Source organism: Mycobacterium sp., assembly GCF_032161845.1.
Taxonomy (GTDB): Bacteria; Actinomycetota; Actinomycetes; order Mycobacteriales; family Mycobacteriaceae; genus Mycobacterium.
Window position 1 is genome coordinate 1 of sequence record NZ_JAVRQA010000388.1, and the last position, 18,650, is coordinate 18,650.

14 protein-coding genes and 2 pseudogenes are annotated in these 18,650 nt (G+C 64.5%); 10 read left to right on the forward strand and 6 right to left on the reverse strand.

The genetic code is table 11. From position 1 onward, the window contains the following. The 3 genes from QOD90_RS20770 to QOD90_RS20780 all read right to left on the reverse strand — a co-directional run. Positions 1-623, reverse strand: a 623-nt coding sequence (locus tag QOD90_RS20770; protein ID WP_526352715.1) for a serine/threonine-protein kinase, incomplete at its 3' end; no start/stop codon positions are given. A gap of 418 nt (positions 624-1,041) precedes the next feature. Then, positions 1,042-2,445 carry an FAD-binding oxidoreductase gene (locus tag QOD90_RS20775; RefSeq protein ID WP_526352716.1) on the reverse strand — a complete coding sequence of 468 codons (1,404 nt, stop codon included), beginning with the start codon at positions 2,443-2,445 and terminating at the stop codon, positions 1,042-1,044. Beyond that, the gene (locus QOD90_RS20780; RefSeq protein WP_526352717.1) at positions 2,442-3,905 is read right to left on the reverse strand and encodes an amino acid permease; all 1,464 of its coding nucleotides are present in this window, start codon (positions 3,903-3,905) and stop codon (positions 2,442-2,444) included. The genes QOD90_RS20775 and QOD90_RS20780 overlap by 4 nt, the downstream gene beginning before the upstream one ends. A gap of 388 nt (positions 3,906-4,293) precedes the next feature. On the opposite strand from QOD90_RS20780, the gene QOD90_RS20785 reads away from it, so the two are divergent. From QOD90_RS20785 to QOD90_RS20795, 3 genes and pseudogenes are all read left to right on the forward strand, one after another. Beyond that, complete coding sequence (locus tag QOD90_RS20785) at positions 4,294-5,634, forward strand: hypothetical protein (protein WP_526352718.1); 1,341 nt, start codon at positions 4,294-4,296, stop codon at positions 5,632-5,634. 203 nt (positions 5,635-5,837) lie between these two features. Continuing rightward, positions 5,838-6,365: pseudogene (locus tag QOD90_RS20790) on the forward strand (peroxiredoxin); the annotation flags it as partial. Positions 6,366-6,467: 102 nt separating this feature from the next. After that, positions 6,468-6,803, forward strand: a pseudogene (locus tag QOD90_RS20795) (DUF742 domain-containing protein); the annotation flags it as partial. A 28-nt stretch (positions 6,804-6,831) separates the two neighbouring features. On the opposite strand, the gene QOD90_RS20800 reads toward QOD90_RS20795, so the two are convergent. Further along, complete coding sequence (locus tag QOD90_RS20800; protein ID WP_526352719.1) at positions 6,832-8,607, reverse strand: acyl-CoA dehydrogenase C-terminal domain-containing protein; 1,776 nt, start codon at positions 8,605-8,607, stop codon at positions 6,832-6,834. Positions 8,608-8,723: 116 nt separating this feature from the next. On the opposite strand from QOD90_RS20800, the gene QOD90_RS20805 reads away from it, so the two are divergent. The 7 genes from QOD90_RS20805 to QOD90_RS20835 all read left to right on the forward strand — a co-directional run bounded on the left by QOD90_RS20805 (position 8,724) and on the right by QOD90_RS20835 (position 15,317). After that, on the forward strand, positions 8,724-9,308 hold the full coding sequence (locus QOD90_RS20805; RefSeq protein ID WP_526352720.1) for a TetR/AcrR family transcriptional regulator: 585 nt from the start codon (positions 8,724-8,726) through the stop codon (positions 9,306-9,308). A 209-nt stretch (positions 9,309-9,517) separates the two neighbouring features. Further along, a complete protein-coding gene (locus QOD90_RS20810) occupies positions 9,518-10,933 on the forward strand; it encodes a GntP family permease (RefSeq protein WP_526352721.1) in 1,416 nt (471 codons plus the stop codon). A gap of 27 nt (positions 10,934-10,960) precedes the next feature. Continuing rightward, entirely contained in the window at positions 10,961-12,169 is a 1,209-nt protein-coding gene (locus tag QOD90_RS20815) for a CaiB/BaiF CoA transferase family protein (RefSeq protein ID WP_526352722.1), read from the forward strand. Further along, on the forward strand, positions 12,166-13,143 hold the full coding sequence (locus QOD90_RS20820; RefSeq protein WP_526352723.1) for a hydroxymethylglutaryl-CoA lyase: 978 nt from the start codon (positions 12,166-12,168) through the stop codon (positions 13,141-13,143). The genes QOD90_RS20815 and QOD90_RS20820 overlap by 4 nt, the downstream gene beginning before the upstream one ends. Further along, positions 13,133-14,128, forward strand: a complete 996-nt coding sequence (locus tag QOD90_RS20825) for a 2-hydroxyacid dehydrogenase (RefSeq protein WP_526352724.1) — start codon at positions 13,133-13,135, stop codon at positions 14,126-14,128. Before QOD90_RS20820 ends, QOD90_RS20825 begins: the two co-directional genes overlap by 11 nt. A 60-nt stretch (positions 14,129-14,188) precedes the next feature. Beyond that, entirely contained in the window at positions 14,189-14,974 is a 786-nt protein-coding gene (locus tag QOD90_RS20830; RefSeq protein WP_526352725.1) for an IclR family transcriptional regulator, read from the forward strand. A gap of 100 nt (positions 14,975-15,074) precedes the next feature. Further along, positions 15,075-15,317 (forward strand): hypothetical protein, encoded by a 243-nt coding sequence (locus QOD90_RS20835; RefSeq protein WP_526352726.1) that lies wholly within the window; start codon positions 15,075-15,077, stop codon positions 15,315-15,317. 48 nt (positions 15,318-15,365) lie between these two features. Here QOD90_RS20835 and QOD90_RS20840 read toward each other — a convergent pair whose 3' ends face one another. Continuing rightward, positions 15,366-17,735 (reverse strand): phosphoketolase family protein, encoded by a 2,370-nt coding sequence (locus QOD90_RS20840; RefSeq protein ID WP_526352727.1) that lies wholly within the window; start codon positions 17,733-17,735, stop codon positions 15,366-15,368. Between the two features lie 32 nt (positions 17,736-17,767). Then, positions 17,768-18,622 carry a slipin family protein gene (locus QOD90_RS20845; RefSeq protein ID WP_526352745.1) on the reverse strand — a complete coding sequence of 285 codons (855 nt, stop codon included), beginning with the start codon at positions 18,620-18,622 and terminating at the stop codon, positions 17,768-17,770. Positions 18,623-18,650 lie beyond the last annotated feature (28 nt).

Below are 18,650 nucleotides of genomic sequence, written 5' to 3' on the forward strand. Positions count from 1 at the left end.
AAGGGTTTGCGAGCCGTCAGTGCCTCGTAGCCGAGCACACCGACCGCGTAGAGATCGTCGGCCACGGATGCGGGTACGCCGGCAATCCGGTCGGGACTCAGATAGGCCAGTGTCCCGATGATCTGGCCCGTCGTCGTGGGCGCGGACCCTGGGACCTTCACAATCCCGAAGTCGGCGACCTTCACGTCTCCGGATTCCGTCAGAAGGATGTTGCCCGGCTTGATGTCGCGGTGCAGCATCCCCGCCTGATGCGCCTCGGCGAGGGCGGCAAGCACGCTCCGCAGCACCGCGTGCACATAGCCCTCCGGCAACGGCCCAAGAGCGATTCGGTCGCCTAACGTCTCACCCGGCAAGCGCTCCATGACGATGAACGGCATTCCGTCCTGGTCGCCGAAGTCGTAGACGCCGACGATGTTGGGGTGATTGAGGGCCGCGGCGGCACGCGCCTCAATCTGGAAGCGTTCGCAGATGTCGGCGTGCGAACTCATGCCGGGATGCAGCAGTTTGATGGCGACAGCTCGGCTCAGATGGTTGTCCCAACCATCACGTACCTCTGCCATCCCGCCGAACCCCAGGACGCCGCTCAATTGATAGCGACCACCGAGAAGCCCGGGAGCATCCATGGCGCTTAGGGTATCCCTCCGCTACTGCGCACAAACCCTTAGCGATCACTTAGAAACGCGTGATGCGGGGGGCTCGCGAGTGGTTAGGCGGTGTGCGCCGCTGCCAGATCGAAGGCAGGCAACGACGTCATGGAACGTACTTCGACTACCGGCCTCGCCCGCGCGCCCGACGCGCTTCCAGACATCGCGACCGGACGGCAGGCCGCGCACATCACCGCATCGATTGTCGGGTAGCCACAGGCAGGGCAAACTTTGGCTGCCACCACACACCTCCCCCGCTCCTTCTACTGGCAAACAGGTACCCTGCGCTGTCATCGATCAAACCGCCGAATAACGAGATGCGACAACCAGTCTCGGGCGACCGTTGGCAAACAGACACTCCTGTCCCGTCAGCCACATCCGCCTCAGGGGTGCGCGGTCAGTCGCGGCGATGGTCGTCCAGCGGTGGAATGCTCTGTTCGAAGCTGAATACATTGGCGGGGTCGTATTTGGCCTTGACCGCGCGCAGTCGGTCGACGTTCGGCCCCCAATAGGCGGTCTCCCAGTCTGCGAGACCCGCGTTCGGGACGTTGACGTAAGCACCGTTTGCGTACGGAGCCAGCGCCTTGCTGAAATCGGCGATCCAGCCCCGGCATTGCGCAGTCAGCGGATCGACGCCGGTCGATCCAGCCGACCTCTCGCCACGACGAGGACCCCATCCGGCACCTGGCTCGGCGTAGAACAGCGCATTGCGGTGGGCGAACGCCGATCCGCCCGTCGGCTCACTCCCCGTGACCGCCCCGCCGAAGGCGTTGGTGAAGTAGTTGCAGTCCGGCGTGGGAGCACGAGACATGAACGAGCAGACGATACCGATCGCTGCGGCGGGAAATGGGTCGTAGACGAACTGCGAGGTGAACTTCCAGTTCTCGGGCTCCTCGGGTGTCGGTATCTGGAATCCGGCGTAGACGTCAGCCCATTTCGCGTCCGTCATCGAGACGTCGGGAGATCCGATCGACAGGATCGGTGCGAGCAGTTTCATCGCCTCGGCCTCCGATCCAGATACCAGAGCGCCGACCAACTGCACCTCGTCGCGGCGGATCTCGAGCTGGCTGGTGAGCCGGTCGTCGAGATGCGGTGCACAACGCTGCCACGCCTCGAACACCGCGGGAAAGTCGCCAAGGCCGGGCCACTTCGCGGTGACGTAGATGGTCTGCGGAAGCGGATGAACCCGGTAGGTCAATGAGGTGACGATGCCGAAGTTGCCGTTACCGGCTCCGCGTAGTGCCCACAGCAGGTCTGCATTGTCGTTCTCGTCAGCCATGACGACGCGTGCGCCGTCGACTCCCGAGGCGACGACGATCTCCGCGCCGATCAGATTGTCCGACGCCATTCCCAGGTGACGGGTGAGCAATCCGAAACCACCGCCAAGGGTCGCGCCGACCAGGCCGACGGATCCCTCGGTCCCCGTCGGTGCGGCGAACCCGGCCTTCCCGAGCGCGTCGACGGCCTCCAGCTGGTTGAGTCCGGCGCCGACGGTGGCAGTGCGCGCTGACGGGTCGATCGAGGTCGACTTCATCTCGCTGACGTCGATCACGATCCCGTCGTCCACGCTGGACCAACCTTCGAGACAGTGCCCTCCGCTGCGGATCCGAACGGGAACGCGGTTCCGACGCGCCCAGGCCAGGGCATTTACGGCGTCCTGGGTCTCTTGGGCGAACACGATCACGCTTGGACGATGGGAGAACAGTAGGTTCCAGCCTGCGCTCGCATTCGCATAGCCGACGTCGCCGGGACAAACGACGCGACCGGTCAACTCGGCCGGTCGGATGTTCGTGGACGTCATGCCGTCACCGCGGGCGGAACCGCGACCGCGTCACCGCCCTCGGGCTCGGTGTCGAGCACCTCGCGGTGCAGGATCATCATGTACGCGAAGTACACGCCGCCGGCCAGAATCAGGCCGAGGACGACCAACGTCGGAATGGTGGCGTCACCGGGCGTGACGAGGAAGACCAGTGCGGCCACCACCCAGATCAACGCGGCGACCGCGACCGGCACGTCGAAGCGACCGAGGGAGAACCCGCCCTCCTTGTGCTCCAACCGTTTCCGCACCACGAGGTAGAGGATCACGATGGCACCGTAGATCAGTGCAGGCAGAATCGTCCCCCCCAAGATCAGCTGCAGCAGTGCCTGTCCGGGGAGCGCGAGCATCAAGACGACCCCGATGACCACGATCAGGATCGTCGCGAAAACGGGTGTCTGCGTCTTCGGGTTGACCCTTCGCATCAGCTCGTGCGCAGGGAAGCGCCGATCGCGTGCCATCGCGAACACCTGCCGTGCACAGGCGGCCATCACCACCATGCCGGCACCGAACATCGCAAACGTCAAGCCCGCGAGCAAGATTCGTTCGGCCACCGGTCCGAGTTGACCGCGGATGATCGCGGCCACCGGCGACCCGCTAGCACTCACCGCGGGGATGTCCTTGATGGCCAGAGTGAGTGCGATCAGGAACGCCAGCCCCAACACCGCTGCCGCCACGACCGATGACACGATCGCGCGTGGGACGCTGCGAAACGGATCCTTGGCTTCCTCGGCGAGGTTCGCTGCGGAGTCGAAGCCGATGAGTGTGAGCAGGCCCATGAGCATCCCTGCCATCAACCCGCCGCCAAGGCCGAAGTAGTCGGGCGCATTGGAGGTGATTCCGCGCGAAGTGAGGTTCTCGACGGTGCCGCTGCCGGTGAACAGCATGACCCCGACCAACGCGATCACCAGCACGATCACGATGGCGAGTTCGAGTCCCACCGCGGCGGAGCTGATCAGGCCGAGCAGGCGGGTCGACGCAATCACCAGCACCGCCTGAATGATCAAGATCACCACCGTGATCGTGCGTGCGACGTCTTCGCTTTCCGGCATACCGATCAGTGGCATGAACGCCTGGCTGGCCAGCGCGTTGTCCATCGCCACCACCCCGGTGGCCAGGTACCAGAAGGTGAGCCATCCAAACATCCAGCCGATCTTCGGGTTGGCCAGGCGGGAGGCCCATTGGTAGGACGACCCACTGAGCGCGATGCGGGCAGCGAACTGGGCTACCACCAATGCCACCAGGGTCTGCCCGACTGAGGCGATGACCCACAGCCAGATTCCGACCGGCCCCGCGGTGCCGAGCAGATTGTCATAGGACGCGAAGATGCCGACCGCCACCGAGATGAAAGCGAACGAGATCGCGAATACCTGGAACTGGCCGAGGGTTCGCTTCAGCTCGGGACCGTCCGCAGTGGCGGGATCCGCCAGGTTCTCTAGCGTCATCGTGCCGTCCGATCGATTTCGTGGTGGCCAGTTATGCAGTGAACTTTAAAGCGTGGACGTCCACAATAATTTGCGATTGCGTTAAATTTGTTGCGATCGTCGAGCGAACACCTGGTGCGACCGAACTTTCCCTTCGCTAGGACGGCGGATCGCCAAGCGCAGTGCAGATCTCAGACGAGTGTTTGGCAAACAGTTGATGCACACCCGTCGAGCAGCGAGTTCGCCGTCGTGCCGTGTGCCCCGTTGGGGCCCAAAGTGCCGCAGCGCAGCCCACGCCGCGTCAGCAGGATTGAACCAGTTGCCCCCGCACCCCGTGCTGTCTATGAGCAGTCGATACGAGGGGGCCGCCATGCGGATATCAACCCACCTACGCCAAGGCGTCGCAGTCATGGCGATTGCGGTCGTGAGCATTGCCGTCATGGCGACCACCCCGGCGGCTCGGGTGGCTCGGTCCCAGCCAACGCCGAGCGTGACGCGCGATGTCCGGCTCACCGCCATGGCGGTGCCGCCGGGTGGGCTCGTCACCAGCTTCCTGGGCAACCAGGTCGTCTACTGCACGCTCATTTGCCCGCTTCTCATCGAGACTGGCGTGACGCCCATCGTGACGACGCTCGCCGCACCGGGCACGTTCCTCACCGCATTTCAGTCTGGTGATCTGTTGAAGGCGATCGGCGCCACCGCCGCATCAGTGACCGGGCCGACGAACGCCGCCGCACAGCAGGCCATCCTCGTCGACGGTGAGATACCGGCGCAACGGGCCCTGAACGCGTTCGAAGTCGGCGTGATCGGCCTGCTCAACATCCCTCCCGCCGCCACGGGCGGACTGCCCGCGATTCTCGCGGCTATCCAGACCGCGCGCCAGGACACCTTCACCGCGCTCAACTTGCCGATCATGCCCAACCCCACGCCGACCGTCATGCCGCGGGGCGCCTTGCAGGTTGCAGTGCTCGGAGTGATCAATGTGGGTGCAGCGGTCATCTTCCCTGGGTTCAACGACATCCTGTCCGGCGTGTTCCAAACCCCTGATGCCATAGCGCAGGAGCTCGCCGCGACCGGCAACCCCATCCAAGCGCTCGCCGCTGGGGTCAACACCGCGGCGACAGCGGTGACCGCAGCCGGCACCGTCATCGCGGACTCAGTCGTCACTGCGCTCGGCAACATCCCAGCCCCAGCGGTCACCCCAGGCCCGCCCCGGCTAGGCATTCTGGCCAACGCGCCCGGCATTCTGGCGACCGTCGCCCAGCAAGCGATTCGGGTCGCCATCAGCCTGGCGGTAGGCGGCGCGGTGGGTGCGCCCATCGTCCTTGCTGGGGTTGTACCCGCGGTCCAGAATTTCTTGGCTGACGGCAACGGCGGGGCCCTTCTGGGGGCCGCAACTGCGGCCGAGCTCAAGGGGTTCGGCACCGCTGTCGGAGTGGTTGCCGACGCAGTCGGCACTGCCGGCACGGCCATCGCCGCAGCACTCCACAATCCGCCGGCCGCGACGCTGTCACCAGCGACGACATCCGTCGCCACCGTGGCGCGGATCGGCAAGCCGTCGGGGAACGTCATGCAGGATCTCGAGAGGACCCGGTCGATGGGTAAGCACACGCGCCCACTGGCTCAGCAACACATGCCCACTCCGGCAAAGGCCGCCGCCCCGAAGGCCATCAAGGCGGGCGGGAATGATCACAAACGGCGGGGCGGGGACTCGGCACGAGGCCGATCGAATCGGAGTTCCCACCGGTAGACAGCTGCTTGGCTCTGCGATTCTTGGATCTACGGCAAACGCGTTAAACCATGTGGCACAACGCCTTTTAGCTGTCGCAGCGTTCAACTAGTCCCGGTGGTTCCTGCCGCCTCTTGGAAGCATCCGCCGTCGAGCAGTGTGCGGCGATGACCGAATCGTCCGAGGCACGGGTCACGCAGAGCTTCCCGCGTTACTCTTTGCCGATGATCGCGGGTGACAAGGCACCTGACTTCACGTTGTATGACCATGCCGGTTGGCCTCGGACACTGTCCGCGCTCCTTTCCGGTGGGCCTGTTGTGCTGTTCTTCTTCCCCATCGCGTCCTCACCGATCTGTACCGCCCAGGCTTGTCATTTCCGGGACCTGAGCAGCGAGTTCGCCGCGGTGGGCGCGCAGCGGGTTGGCATCAGCACCGACACCGTGACCAAGCAGGCCCACTTCGCCCAACAGCGGTCGTTCGACTATCCGCTGCTGTCGGACGTGGATGGCGTGGTGTCCAACCTGTTCGGGGTGCACCGAGGCAGGCTCGCCAAGTTGCGTAGATCCGTCGCAGGGCGTGAAGACACCCGGCGTAGCCGCCACGCTCGGCGCCGTGGCCTGCTGGCCCGGCTGTTGCCGGTCAGACGGACGACCTTCGTCATCGACACCGACCGCACCGTATTGAAGGTCGTCTCCAGCGAGTTGCGCGCATCGGTGCACGCCGACCAGACCCTGTCCTTCTTGCAGAACCGCAACGTGCCGAATGGTCCGGCTCGTGGTGGCGAGAAGGACACCGACGCGCATCAGCCGATCGGCGACTGGTTCTCGGAACCCGAAACGGCGGAAGTATCGAGCCTCGTCCGGCCCTACACGCTGACGGCAGGCCGTACCTACTCCGGTGTCGACCTGGCCCTGGAGACTCCGGTGGAGGTGCTCAATTCCTCGGCGAAGCCGCCGCGCTGGTCGAGAAACGATGTGCGGGGCCAGATCCTGACACTGTGCGCGCACAGCCCGTCGGTCGCGGAGATCGCCGCTCGGTTGTCCCTGCCCCTCGGCGTGACACGAGTCCTGGTCGGCGACCTGGTGAAGCAGGGTTATCTGCGGGTGCACGCCACCCTCGATGAGTCGACGACGATCGACGAACGACGTGAGCTGACGAGGAGGACCCTGCAAGGCCTACGAGCGCTCTGAGGGGCGGGCGAACCGAATTTCCTGTGGCTCAGAACCAGCTCGCCTGCGCCTCGACCGTGATGCGATCCAGCCGCGCCAGCAGATCGAACTGCGGGCCCACTTTGGGCAGCTCGTAAGCGTAGAAGTATTGCGCCGCAGCGCGTTTACCGTCGTAGAAGTCGCCGTGATGGTCACTGGCGGCGATCAGCTGCTCAAGCCACATCCACGCCACCACCACATGGCCGGTGGCCTCGAGGTAGATCGTCGAGTTGGCCAGAGTGGTAGCGATATCGCCGGCGCCCCAGAGGATTTCAGTGACCTCACCGAGACGTTGCACGGCCTGGCGGAGGTCAGCGGCGTGTGCCCCGGCATGGCCTGACTCCATTGCCTCGTCGATGGTCTGATTGATCCGCTCGATCAGCAGGGTGAGCCCAGCTCCGTCCTGCATCACCACCTTGCGGCCCAGCAGGTCCAGGCCGTGGATGCCGTGGGTCCCTTCGTGGATCGCGTTCAGGCGGTTGTCGCGGTAGTACTGTTCGACGTCGAATTCCTTGGTGTAGCCGTACCCGCCGTGCACCTGGATGGCCAGGCTGTTGGCCTCCAGGCACCACTGCGCGGGCCAACTCTTGGCGATCGGCGTCAATACCTCCAGCAGCAAGTGTGCGCGGTCGCGGTCGGCGCCCGAACCGACGCGCTCCTCGTCGACGAGCACCGCGCAATACAACCCGAGTGCGAACGCTCCCTCGACGTAGGACTTCTGCGCCAACAGCATCCGCTTCACATCGGCGTGTTCGATCAGCGCCACCGGCGGCAAGGCAGGATCCTTCGCATCGACGGGCCGACCCTGAGTCCGCTCCTTGGCGTAGGCCAGCGACGCCAAATAGCCCGCATAACCGGTCGCCATCGCCTGCATCCCCACCACCATCCGAGCCTCGTTCATCATGCGGAACATGTAGCCGAGGCCCTGGTGTTCCGCGCCGACCAGATAGCCGACGGCGCCGGACTCTTCGCCGACCTCGAACGTTCCGTCACCGAAGTTGAGCAACGCGTTCGTCGTCGCGTTGTTGCCCATCTTGTGATTGAGACCGACGAGGGCGACGTCGTTGCGGCGGCCGTCGGGCAGGAACTTCGGCACGATGAACAGCGAGATGCCCTTCACGCCCCGTCCTCCGCCCGGCGCCTTCGCCAGCACGAGATGCACGATGTTCTCGGTCAGCTCGTGGTCACCGCCGGTGATCCACATCTTGGTGCCGGTGATGCGATACGTGCCATCGGCGGCAGGGACGGCCTTGGTCGTGATGTCGGCGAGCGACGAACCGGCATCGGGCTCGGACAGACACATGGTGCCGAAGTAGCGGCCCTCCAGCATCGGGCGAACCCAGGTGTCGATCTGTTCCTCGGTGCCGTACTCGGCGAGCAGGTTGGCGTTGCCCATGGTCAGGAAGGCGTACGACGTCGTGCTGGGATTGGCCGCGCGGAAGAACGCCATAGACGCCTGCGCCACCACCGTCGGCAACTGCATTCCGCCGACCGCCTCGTCGAACGGGCCGGCCAGCAAGCCGGCACCGCTGAAGGTGTCGAGGGCGTCCTTGATCTCGTCGATCAGCACGACCTTGCCGTCGGCACCGACCGACGGATGGCTCTGGTCGCCCTTCTTATTGTGCGGCGCAAAGCATTTGGTCGCGATATCGGCAGAAAGGTCGAGCACCGCGTCGAAGGTGTCCCGAGAGTGCTCCGCGAAGTGATCGCTCTTGGTCAGCTCGACCACGTCGAGCCATTCGTAGAGCAGGAAGTCGACGTCACGCCGCGAGAGGAACTCGGCCATGGGGGGCAGCCTTTCGAATCGAACACGATATTAGCGATCGCTCATATTATGAGCACTCGCTAATAATGCTGACGCACCCGGCCGATGTCAAATGCGGTGTAGCATCACCGACCGTCATGACCAATGAGCGCGCGGCGGATTCGGCTGCGGCCGAACGCATGCGACGGGCCGCGATCGAGGCGTTCGCAGAGTCGGGCTACGGCGGCAGCTCCACCCGGCAGATCGCCAAACGGCTCAACATGAGCGCGACGGCCATGTACCCGCACTACCGCTCCAAAGAGGAGCTGCTCTATGCCATCGCCCTGGAAGGCCACAGCAGTCTGCTGGCCGCGTTACAGGCAGCTGACGACAACGCGGCGAGTGCCACCGAGCGACTGCGGGCCGTAGTTTCCGCGTTCGCGACCTGGCATGCCGAGAACCACCAGCAGGCCCGCGTGGTGCAGTACGAACTGCACGGCTTGACCCCGGCCCACTACCGCAAGATCGCGCCGCTGCGCCACCAGGTCACCGCCGCCATCACCGAGATCGTCGCGGCCGGCGTGGCGGCAGGCGAGTTCCACGTCGACACGGTCGACGAGATCGTGATGGCCATCTCCTCGCTGTGCGTCGACGTCTGTCGATGGTTCCCCTCCAAGAAACACTCCGACGCAGCCAAACTCGGCGAGATGTACGCCGGGATCGCCGCACGCCTGGTGCGTTAAAGACGCGCGGGCTACCTAGCCCGGCTCGGCCCGCCGGCCTTGCCCGGCATGAATCCGCACGTTCAACGCAGCCTCCGCATCCATCTGCGTCCTGGCATTGCTTATATCGTGGGTGTGTGCTCATAATATGGGTGAGCCGTAAATCACACCGCACCTCATCTGTGATGTGACCCACGGGATTGAATTCAGTCTCAGAAGGGAGTGCACCCATGTCAGACACCGCAGTCGTCGTCAATACCGCGGTCGCGATCCTCGCCGTGGTGGTGATGATCGTGAGGTTCAAGCTCAACCCCGTCGTGGCGCTGGTCGTCGGATCCGCCTATCTCGGACTCGCCGTCGGCCTCGGCGTCAAGGAAACCATCGATGCGATCACCGGAGGCTTCGGCGAGATCATGGCCGACGTCGGACTGCTCATCGCCTTCGGCGTGCTCATGGGAGCGATCCTGCAGCAAACCGGCGCAATTCAGCGACTGGTCGAAATGCTGCTCCGAGTATTCGGCCCGAAACGCATGCCCTACGCGCTCTCGCTGACCATCGCGACCGCGTTGCAGTCGATCTTTCTCGACGTGCTGCTCGTCATCAGTGCACCACTTGCCCGCAATCTCGCCAAGCGAATCGGCAAGAACGGCCTTCCGCGAATCGCGACGGCCATGGCCATCTCGCTGGAATGCGGCATCGTCCTGATGGTGCCGGGCGTGGCATCCCTGGCGTTGGCCGGGCTGCTCGGCGTTCCCCTTGGCAAGATGTTGCTGTTCGGCTTCTGCCTCGTCATTCCCACGGTGGCGATCTCGGTGGCCATCATGTCGTTCCTGTTCAACCACGGCTGGTGGGACGCCGACCGCGACGAATCACCCTTCCTCGGTGAGGAACCCACCATCGACGAGCCGTCGACCGACGACGACGCTTCGCCGCAGGGCACCACGGCCTCGGCAGCCGGCAGCGGCAGCGTGGCCGTGCAGACACCATCGGCGACTCGTGCGCATACCTCGCTGCTCCTGTTGTTCGCCCCGATGCTGACGTCGCTGCTGCTGATCGCGACCGGAGCGATCCTCGACGCCGCCGACATTCACAACCCCATCGTCACGTTCTTGTCATCGCCGGTGATCGCGCTGTTGATCGGCCTCATCGGCACCAGCTTCGTCGGGCGCTACGCCCTTGGCGCAGAGCCGATCCACAAGGCCTTCGCCACCGGATTCAAGGAAAGCGGGCAGATCCTCATCCTGACCGGCGTCGGCGGATCCCTGGCCGCCACCATCAAGGCCGCCGGCTTGGGGAAGATCCTTGGCGAATACTTCACCGCCAACACGGCCGCCCCACTATTGATGGTTTGGATCATCGCGGCCGCCTTGCACGTCGCGGTCGGGTCGGTCACCATCTCCGCGATCACCTCAGCCGGCATTCTGGCGCCGGTCGTGCCGTTGCTCGGGCTGGATCCGGTGCTCGTCGCGCTCGCCGCCGGTGCGGGCTCACTCTTCGCGGTGCACGTCACCAGTAACACCTTCTGGTTGCTGCAGTCGCTGCTCGGGCAGTCCACCCGCGGAGCACTGAAAACCGTCACGGTCGGAGTGTCGGTGGCCTCCGTGGTGGCGATCCTGCTCATCCTGCCCGCCAGCCTGTTGTTCTGATTGGAGACGCAGATTAAGGGAATCACCATGGATCACAACGATATTCGTCCACTCGACGGCGTCCGCGTCCTCGAACTCGGCAACTACATCGCCGCTCCGACGGCAGGTCGGATGCTCGCCGACTTCGGCGCCGAGGTCATCAAGGTCGAACGACCCGGCACCGGCGACGAATTGCGCAACTGGCGGCTGTACTCCGGCGACACCTCGATGCTCTATCGCACGATCAACCGCAACAAGAAATCGATCGTGCTCGACCTCAGGACCGACGAGGGCCGCAGGATCGTGCTCGACCTCGTCCAGCACTGCGACGTCGTCCTGGAGAACTTCCGCCCGGGGACGCTCGAAAAGTGGGGACTCGGCCCGACGGTACTCAACGATGCCAACCCGAACCTGGTGATCACCCGCATCTCGGCGTTCGGCCAGACCGGTCCGATGTCTCAGCGACCGGGATTCGCCGCCGTCGCAGAAGCATTCGGCGGCCTGCGCGAACTGGTCGGCGACCCCGACCGCCCGCCGGTGCGCACGGGAGTGTCGATCGGCGACTCGATCGCCGGCATCTATGCCGCCTTCGGAACGGCCATGGCGCTGTTCCAACGGGAACGTACGACCGTGCCGCTCGATCAGCGAATCATCGACGTCGCGCTCAACGAGTCGATCCTGGCGGTGATGGAATCGTTGGTACCGGACTACCTCGCGTACGGAATCAAACGCGAGCGGGTTGGCGGCCGAATGGAAGGCATCGCGCCCAGCAACGCCTACCCCTGCGCCGATGGCAACAGCATCATCGTGGCCGGCAACGGCGACGCCATCTACCAGCGCTACATGACCACCATCGGGCGGTCCGACCTCGCGCGTGATCCCGGCCTGCAGACCAACGCCGGACGGTGGCAGCGCCGCGACGAGCTCGATGCCGCGATAGGCCAGTGGTCGAGCCAACTCGACCGCGACGAGGCACTCAAGATCCTCGACGACGCCGGCGTGCCCTCCGGGCCCATCTACACCGCGGCCGACATCTGTGGCGACGCGCAGTACGAAGCGCGAAACATGATCCAGCACTTCGACGTCGACACCGGCGAGACCGAGCCCAAATCGGTCGGCTTCCCCGGCATCGTTCCTGTCATCGGTGGCACGTCACTTCCCATCCGCACCGTCGGACCAGACCTCGGCCAACACACCCACGAGGTGCTGTCGAACCTGCTGCACCTCACCGACGACCAAATCGGGGCACTCGCATGATCACCACAGAACCTCGCCCATACGTCCCGCAGGCCGAGTTGCGCGACGTCACGCTGCGCGACGGCCTACAACTGACCGCCAAGATGATGCCCACCGACCTCAAGGTGGACGTCATCCGCAAACTGCTGGCACTCGGCGTGCCCACCGTGGAGATCGGGTCGATGGCCAGACCCGATCTCGTCCCACCGCTCGCGGACACCCTGGACGTCATCGCGGCACTGACACCAGCCGAGCTGGACAAGTGCTGGGTTTGGGTGGCCACCCCACGCCACGTCGAGAAGGCCGCGGCAGCAGGAGCACGCCACTTCCAGTACTGCCTCTCGGCATCGAACTCCCACAACAAGGCCAACATCGGTCGCGACACCGAGACCAGCGTGGCAGCGATGCCCAATGCCATTCGAATCGCGCGCGAGGTCGGCGGGTCGATCCAACTCTGCTTCGCCACGGCCTTCACCTGCCCCTTCGAGGGGATCGTCGACCCGCAACGAGTCCTCGCGATCGCCGCCGACCCACGCACCGAAGGTGCCGAGCACGTCGTGGTGTGCGACACCATCGGCCAGGCCATCCCGACGCAGGTCGCCGACCTGGTGAGTGCGCTTCGCTCCGCACAGCCGCAGCGGCGCTTGGTGTTTCACGGTCACGACACCTGGGGTCTCGGCGTCGCGAATACCCTCGCGGCGATCAACGCGGGAGCCACCATGGTCGACGGATCGCTCGGTGGTCTCGGCGGCTGCCCATTCGCGCCCGGTGCCAGCGGCAACACCGCCACCGAAGACCTGCTGTTCGCGCTGCGCCCCGACTGGCTCACGCCGAAGACGCTGGGAGCGGTCGTGGCGCTCTCCGAGACGTTGCTCGCCGAGATCGGCGAACCAAACCGCTCGAAGGCGGCCCAAGGTGCCCGTTCGGCCGCCACCGCATTCCCCTGGGTCCTCGGTCCAGACGCCGAGCCGACAGGAACGTGCCGTGGCGAGTAGCCGTGCCTTTCTGGTGACCTACCCGATACCTCGGGTCGGAATGTCGATGCTGCAGGCCGCCGGGCACGTGCACGTTCCCGCCGAGGCCCTCACACCTGCCGAGCTCGCCGCTGCCTGCAGCTCAGGTGAATTCGACGTCGTGGTCGCCCAACTCAGCGACCGATTCGATGCCGCCCTGCTGGCCGCGGCCAAGGTAACGGGTATCTCCAACTACGCCGTCGGCTACGACAACATCGACGTGGCCGCGGCCACCAGCAACCACATCGTCGTGGGCAACACGCCGGGGGTCTTGACCGACGCCACCGCCGACCTGGCGATGCTGCTCATCCTGGCCACCGCCCGCCGCGCCGTCGAGGCCGACCAGTTCACGCGCTCCGGGCAATGGACCGGATGGAAGCCCGAACTGCTCCTCGGACAGGATGTTTCAGGAGCGACGCTCGGGCTCGCCGGGTTTGGCCGCATCGCACGGGCCACCGCCAAGCGGGCCGCCGCCTTCGGGATGGACGTCACGTTCTGTTCGCATCCGCCCGCCGGCCGACCTCTCGACGAACCAGACGTAGCCGCGCTCGGATTCCCCGCACGCCAGCTCGGGTGGACAGAATTGGTCGAGACCAGCGACTTCCTCTCGGTACACGTCCCGCTGGCCGAGAGCACCCGGCACCTCATCGACCGCGACGTCATGGCGGCGATGAAGCCAACGGCGACACTGATCAACACCGCGCGTGGCCCCGTCGTCGACGAAGCCGCACTGGTGTCAGCACTACGCGACGGCAGGCTCGCCGCGGCCGGCCTCGACGTCTACGAGCACGAACCGCAATTGACCCCCGGCCTGAGCGACCTGCCGAACGTGGTCTTGCTGCCACATCTGGGAAGCGCGACAGTGCAGGTGCGCAACCGCATGGCCGAACTCTGTGCCGGCAATGCCGTTGCGATTCGGGCCGGACATCTCCCGCCGCACTGCATCAATCCCGAGGCCTGGCAATGACAACCGTGATCGCGCCTGACATGGCCAACTACACACCACGACCACGGTAGATTCTTGGGCATGGCAAACGGTGAGGCGGATTCCTCCGGCAAGCAATCGCCGTTGCTCGTGCTGACCAAGATCACCGAGATCCTCAATGCGTTCACCCTGGCACGGCCGGCGATGACCCTCGGAGACATCCAGCAGGCGACCGGGCTGCCCACCTCCACCGTGCAACGACTGGTCAGCAACATGGCCGCCCAAGGGATGCTGGACCGCGTCGGCGACCACATCCGCATTGGAGTTCGGATGTCGTACTGGGCGGCAACCGCACGCAAGGACCTCGACGTCCTCGCGGTCGTGAATCCGGTCCTCAAGGAAATCCGAGACAAGACCACCGAGACCGCGTGCTTCTTCACCGTCGAGCAGAACTTTCGGGTGTGCATCGCAGTCGCCCAGACCCAACACGCACTACGCCGAGACATGTACGTCGGCAAGGTAATTCCACTGCACGTCGGCTCCGCGTCGCGGGTGCTCTTGGCCTGGAAACCCGACCTGGCCGACAACGTGTTGAGCGCACCTCTCGAGCAGCTGGCCGGCCGAACGGTCACCAGCGCCGACGAGTTGCGCAGCCTCATCGCACGCACCAGATCCGACGGCTACGCCATCACCGCGGGGGAACGCGACGATTCCGCGTCAGGACTATCCGCCCCCGTATTCGACTCCGCTGGAGACATTCTCGGCGCCTTGACCATAAGCGGACCGATGCTGCGCATGCCACAACAGCAGTGCGAGGAATGGATCGACCTGCTCGTCGGTTACGCCGAACAGATCACCCGAACCCTCGGTGGCCGGCCACCGCAGTAAGCAGCGAACGGCTAGCTCGGGTGTTGGTCCGTCAGGAACTCGTGAGCGGGTTGGACGAGAAACCGAGACATCCGACGCCGACAGTCATACTGTTTGCCGCATGGTGAACTTTGCTTTGCTGACTGTTGTCCTATTTGCCGGAGTCACCATCTCTACGTCGACCAACGCCAATGCCGCACCGTGCGATCCGAATTACTCCGGCGCCTGTGTGCCAGTAGCTAGCGACGTCGACTGCGAGGGCGGGAGCGGCAACGGTCCGGCCTATGTCTCGGGCCCCGTAACCGTCGTCGGAGACGACATATACGGGCTTGACCGCGACGGCAACGGAACCGGGTGCGAGTAGGAACCTGCCCTCGTTGAGTGCCACCACGCACGAGCGCGACGGTCGTGTTCATCGCGGAGCGCCCCAAACCCAGTCACGGATCTCGGGTAGGTCCCGACCGTGCGCGTTGATGTAGATGTCGTGTTCGACCAGTTTGTCGGCCATCGTCTGCTTGAGGTAGTCACCGGTCGCGCCGAGTTGCGGGAGGTTGTCGATGACGTCGCCGACGAGATGGAAACGGTCCAATCGGTTCTGTACGCGCATGTCGAATGCGGTGGTGATCGTTCCTTCTTCGTTGTAGCCGCGAACGTGCAGGTTGCGATTCGTGCGGCGATGTGTGAGCCGGTGAATGAGGGCCGGGTAGCCGTGAAAGGCGAAGATGACGTGCTTGTCGGTGGTGAAGAGGGCATCGTAGTCGCGATCGCTCAGTCCATGCGGATGCTCGGCAGCGGACTGCAGCCTCATCAGGTCCACGATGTTGACGACGCGGATCTTCAACTGCGGCAGATGTTCTCGCAGGATCGACACCGCGGCCATCACTTCGAGAGTTGGGGTGTCACCGCAGCAGGCCATGACCACGTCGGGTTCGGCATCCCTGTCGTTGCCGGCCCACTCCCAGATACCGATGCCCTGGGCGCAGTGCACCTCTGCCTGTTCGATGGTCAGCCATTGCGGCATCACCCGCTTACCCGCCACCACCACGTTGACGTAGTGGCGGCTGCGCAGACAGTGATCGGCTACCGAGAGCAGAGTGTTCGCGTCCGGCGGCAGGTACACCCGCACGATGTCCGCCTTCTTGTTCACGACGTGATCGAGGAACCCGGGATCCTGGTGGGTGAAGCCGTTGTGGTCCTGCTGCCATACATGCGAGGTGAGGAGGTAATTCAGCGACGCAATGTCGCGACGCCACGGCAGTTGCGCAGTGACCTTGAGCCACTTGGCGTGCTGGTTGAACATCGAGTCGACGATGTGAATGAACGCCTCGTAGCAGTTGAACAGGCCGTGCCTACCGGTCAGCAGGTAGCCCTCCAACCACCCTTGGCTCTGGTGCTCACTAAGCATCGAATCAAGCACTCTCCCAACGGGAGCGAGGGATTCGTCAGATTCGACCGTGCGGGCCTCCCACTGGCGGTCGGTGACCTCGAAGACCGCACCGAGCATGTTCGACAGGGTCTCGTCGGGACCGAACAGGCGGAAGTTGCGCTGCTCGTCGTTGAGCGCGATGACGTCGCGCAGGAAGGTGCCGAGCACGCGGGTGTCTTGTGCGTCCACCGCGCCCGGTGCGGGCACTCCCACCGCATGTGCGCGGTAGTCGGGCATCCGTAGGTCCCGAAGCAACGCTCCACCGTTGGTGTGGGGGTTGGCACCCATGCGCCGCTGCCCGCGCGGAGCGAGCGCCGTCAGATCGGGCAGAAGTCGCCCAGCCTCATCGAAGAGCTCACTGGGCTTGTAGCTGCGCATCCAGGTGTCCAGGTGACCGACGTTCGCTGGGTGCTGCTCATCGACGAGCAGCGGCACCTGATGCGACCGGAACGTCCCTTCGATCTGTTGACCATCAACCTCTTTCGGTCCGGTCCAACCCTTTGGCGAGCGCAGCACGATCATCGGCCACCGTGGGCGGGTGGTGTCGCCGGCCACTCGGGCATTGTGTTGGATGGTGTGAATGGACTCGACCGTCGCGTCCAGCACTTCTGCCATCAACTCGTGCATCTCTTCTGGGTCGTCGCCTTCGACGTAGCGAGGTTCCCAGCCGCAACCGCGGAGGAACTGATCGAGTTCCTCGTGTTCGATCCGGGCCAGAATCGTCGGGTTGCTGATCTTGAAACCGTTGAGATGGAGGATCGGCAGGACCGCCCCGTCGCCCACGGGATTGACGAACTTCGTGGAATGCCAAGCCGTAGCAAGTGGACCTGTCTCGGCCTCGCCGTCGCCGACGACACAGGCGACGATCAGGTCCGGATTGTCGAACACGGCCCCGAAGGCGTGGCTCAACGAGTAGCCAAGTTCCCCTCCCTCATGGATCGACCCCGGGGTCGTAGGGGCAACGTGGCTGGAAATCCCACCAGGGAACGAGAATTGGGTGAAGAGCTTCTTCATACCGGACTCGTCCAGGCTGACGTCGGGATAGATCTCCGAGTACGAACCCTCCAAATACGTGTTGGCGACCAGAGCCGGACCGCCGTGACCCGGCCCAGCGACGTAGAACATGTTCAGGTCGTACTTCGTGATGGCCCTGTTGAGGTGGACGTAGATGAAGTTCTGGCCCGGCGTCGTGCCCCAATGCCCGACCACGAACGGTTTCACGTCGGACAGTTCCAGCGGCCGCTTCAGTAGCGGATTGTCGTAGAGATAGATCTGCCCGACGGACAGATAGTTCGCCGCCCGCCAGTATGCGTCCATTCGGTGCAGCAGTTCGGGGTCCAGCGTGCGGGTCGTCATGGCAGAGGATGGTCCCTCGGTAGTCGCTATCGTCATCGCGCTTCGCCGAGCCGGCCATTGGTCGGTGGTGCGAGCGCGGTCGACGAGCTGATCCCGTTGGTTTCGGGAGCACGCTTGTCCAACGATTTCCCGGCGGCCGCTTCCCGCGCGAGGAAGGCGCCGAGTTCGCCGATCGCACTCATGATCGGTGCCGGGAATACCACGGTCGTGTTCTTCTCGACTCCGAGCTCGGCGAGAGTCTGCAGATTCCGCAACTGGAGCGCCAGCGGGTGCTCCATCATGATGTCGGATGCATCCCCGAGCGCCGCTGCCGCCAGCGACTCACCCTCGGCAGCAATAATTTTCGCGCGCTTCTCTCTCTCGGCTTCCGCTTGGCGGGCCATGGCACGTTTCATGCTGTCCGGCAGTTGAATGTCCTTGAGTTCGACCAACGTGACCTCGACACCCCACTCGAGGGTGGCGACGTCGAGGATCTCTCGGATGTCGTCATTGATCGTGTCGGTCTCGGACAGCGCCTGGTCTAGCGTGTGCTGCCCGACGACCTTGCGAAGTGTCGTCTGGGCGATCTGATTTATCGCCGCATGGACGTTCTCGATGGCGACAACGGACATCACGGGATTCACCACGCGGAAATAGGCCACCGCGGAGATGTCCACGCTGACGTTGTCGCGAGTGATGATGCCCTGGGACTGAATCGGCATCGTGACGATACGGCGCGAGACCTTTGTCAGTCGATCTACGAGCGGAATGATCAGGGTCAGTCCGGGTGCTCTGGCATCCTTCACCCGTCCCAGCCGAAATAGCACGCCGTTCTCGTACTGCGTGATGATCCGGACGGACAGCGCGCACCCGAGCGCGAGCAGTATCACCAACACGGCCGCAACAATCGCGGCGATCACGTCGCCACGCTCGCAT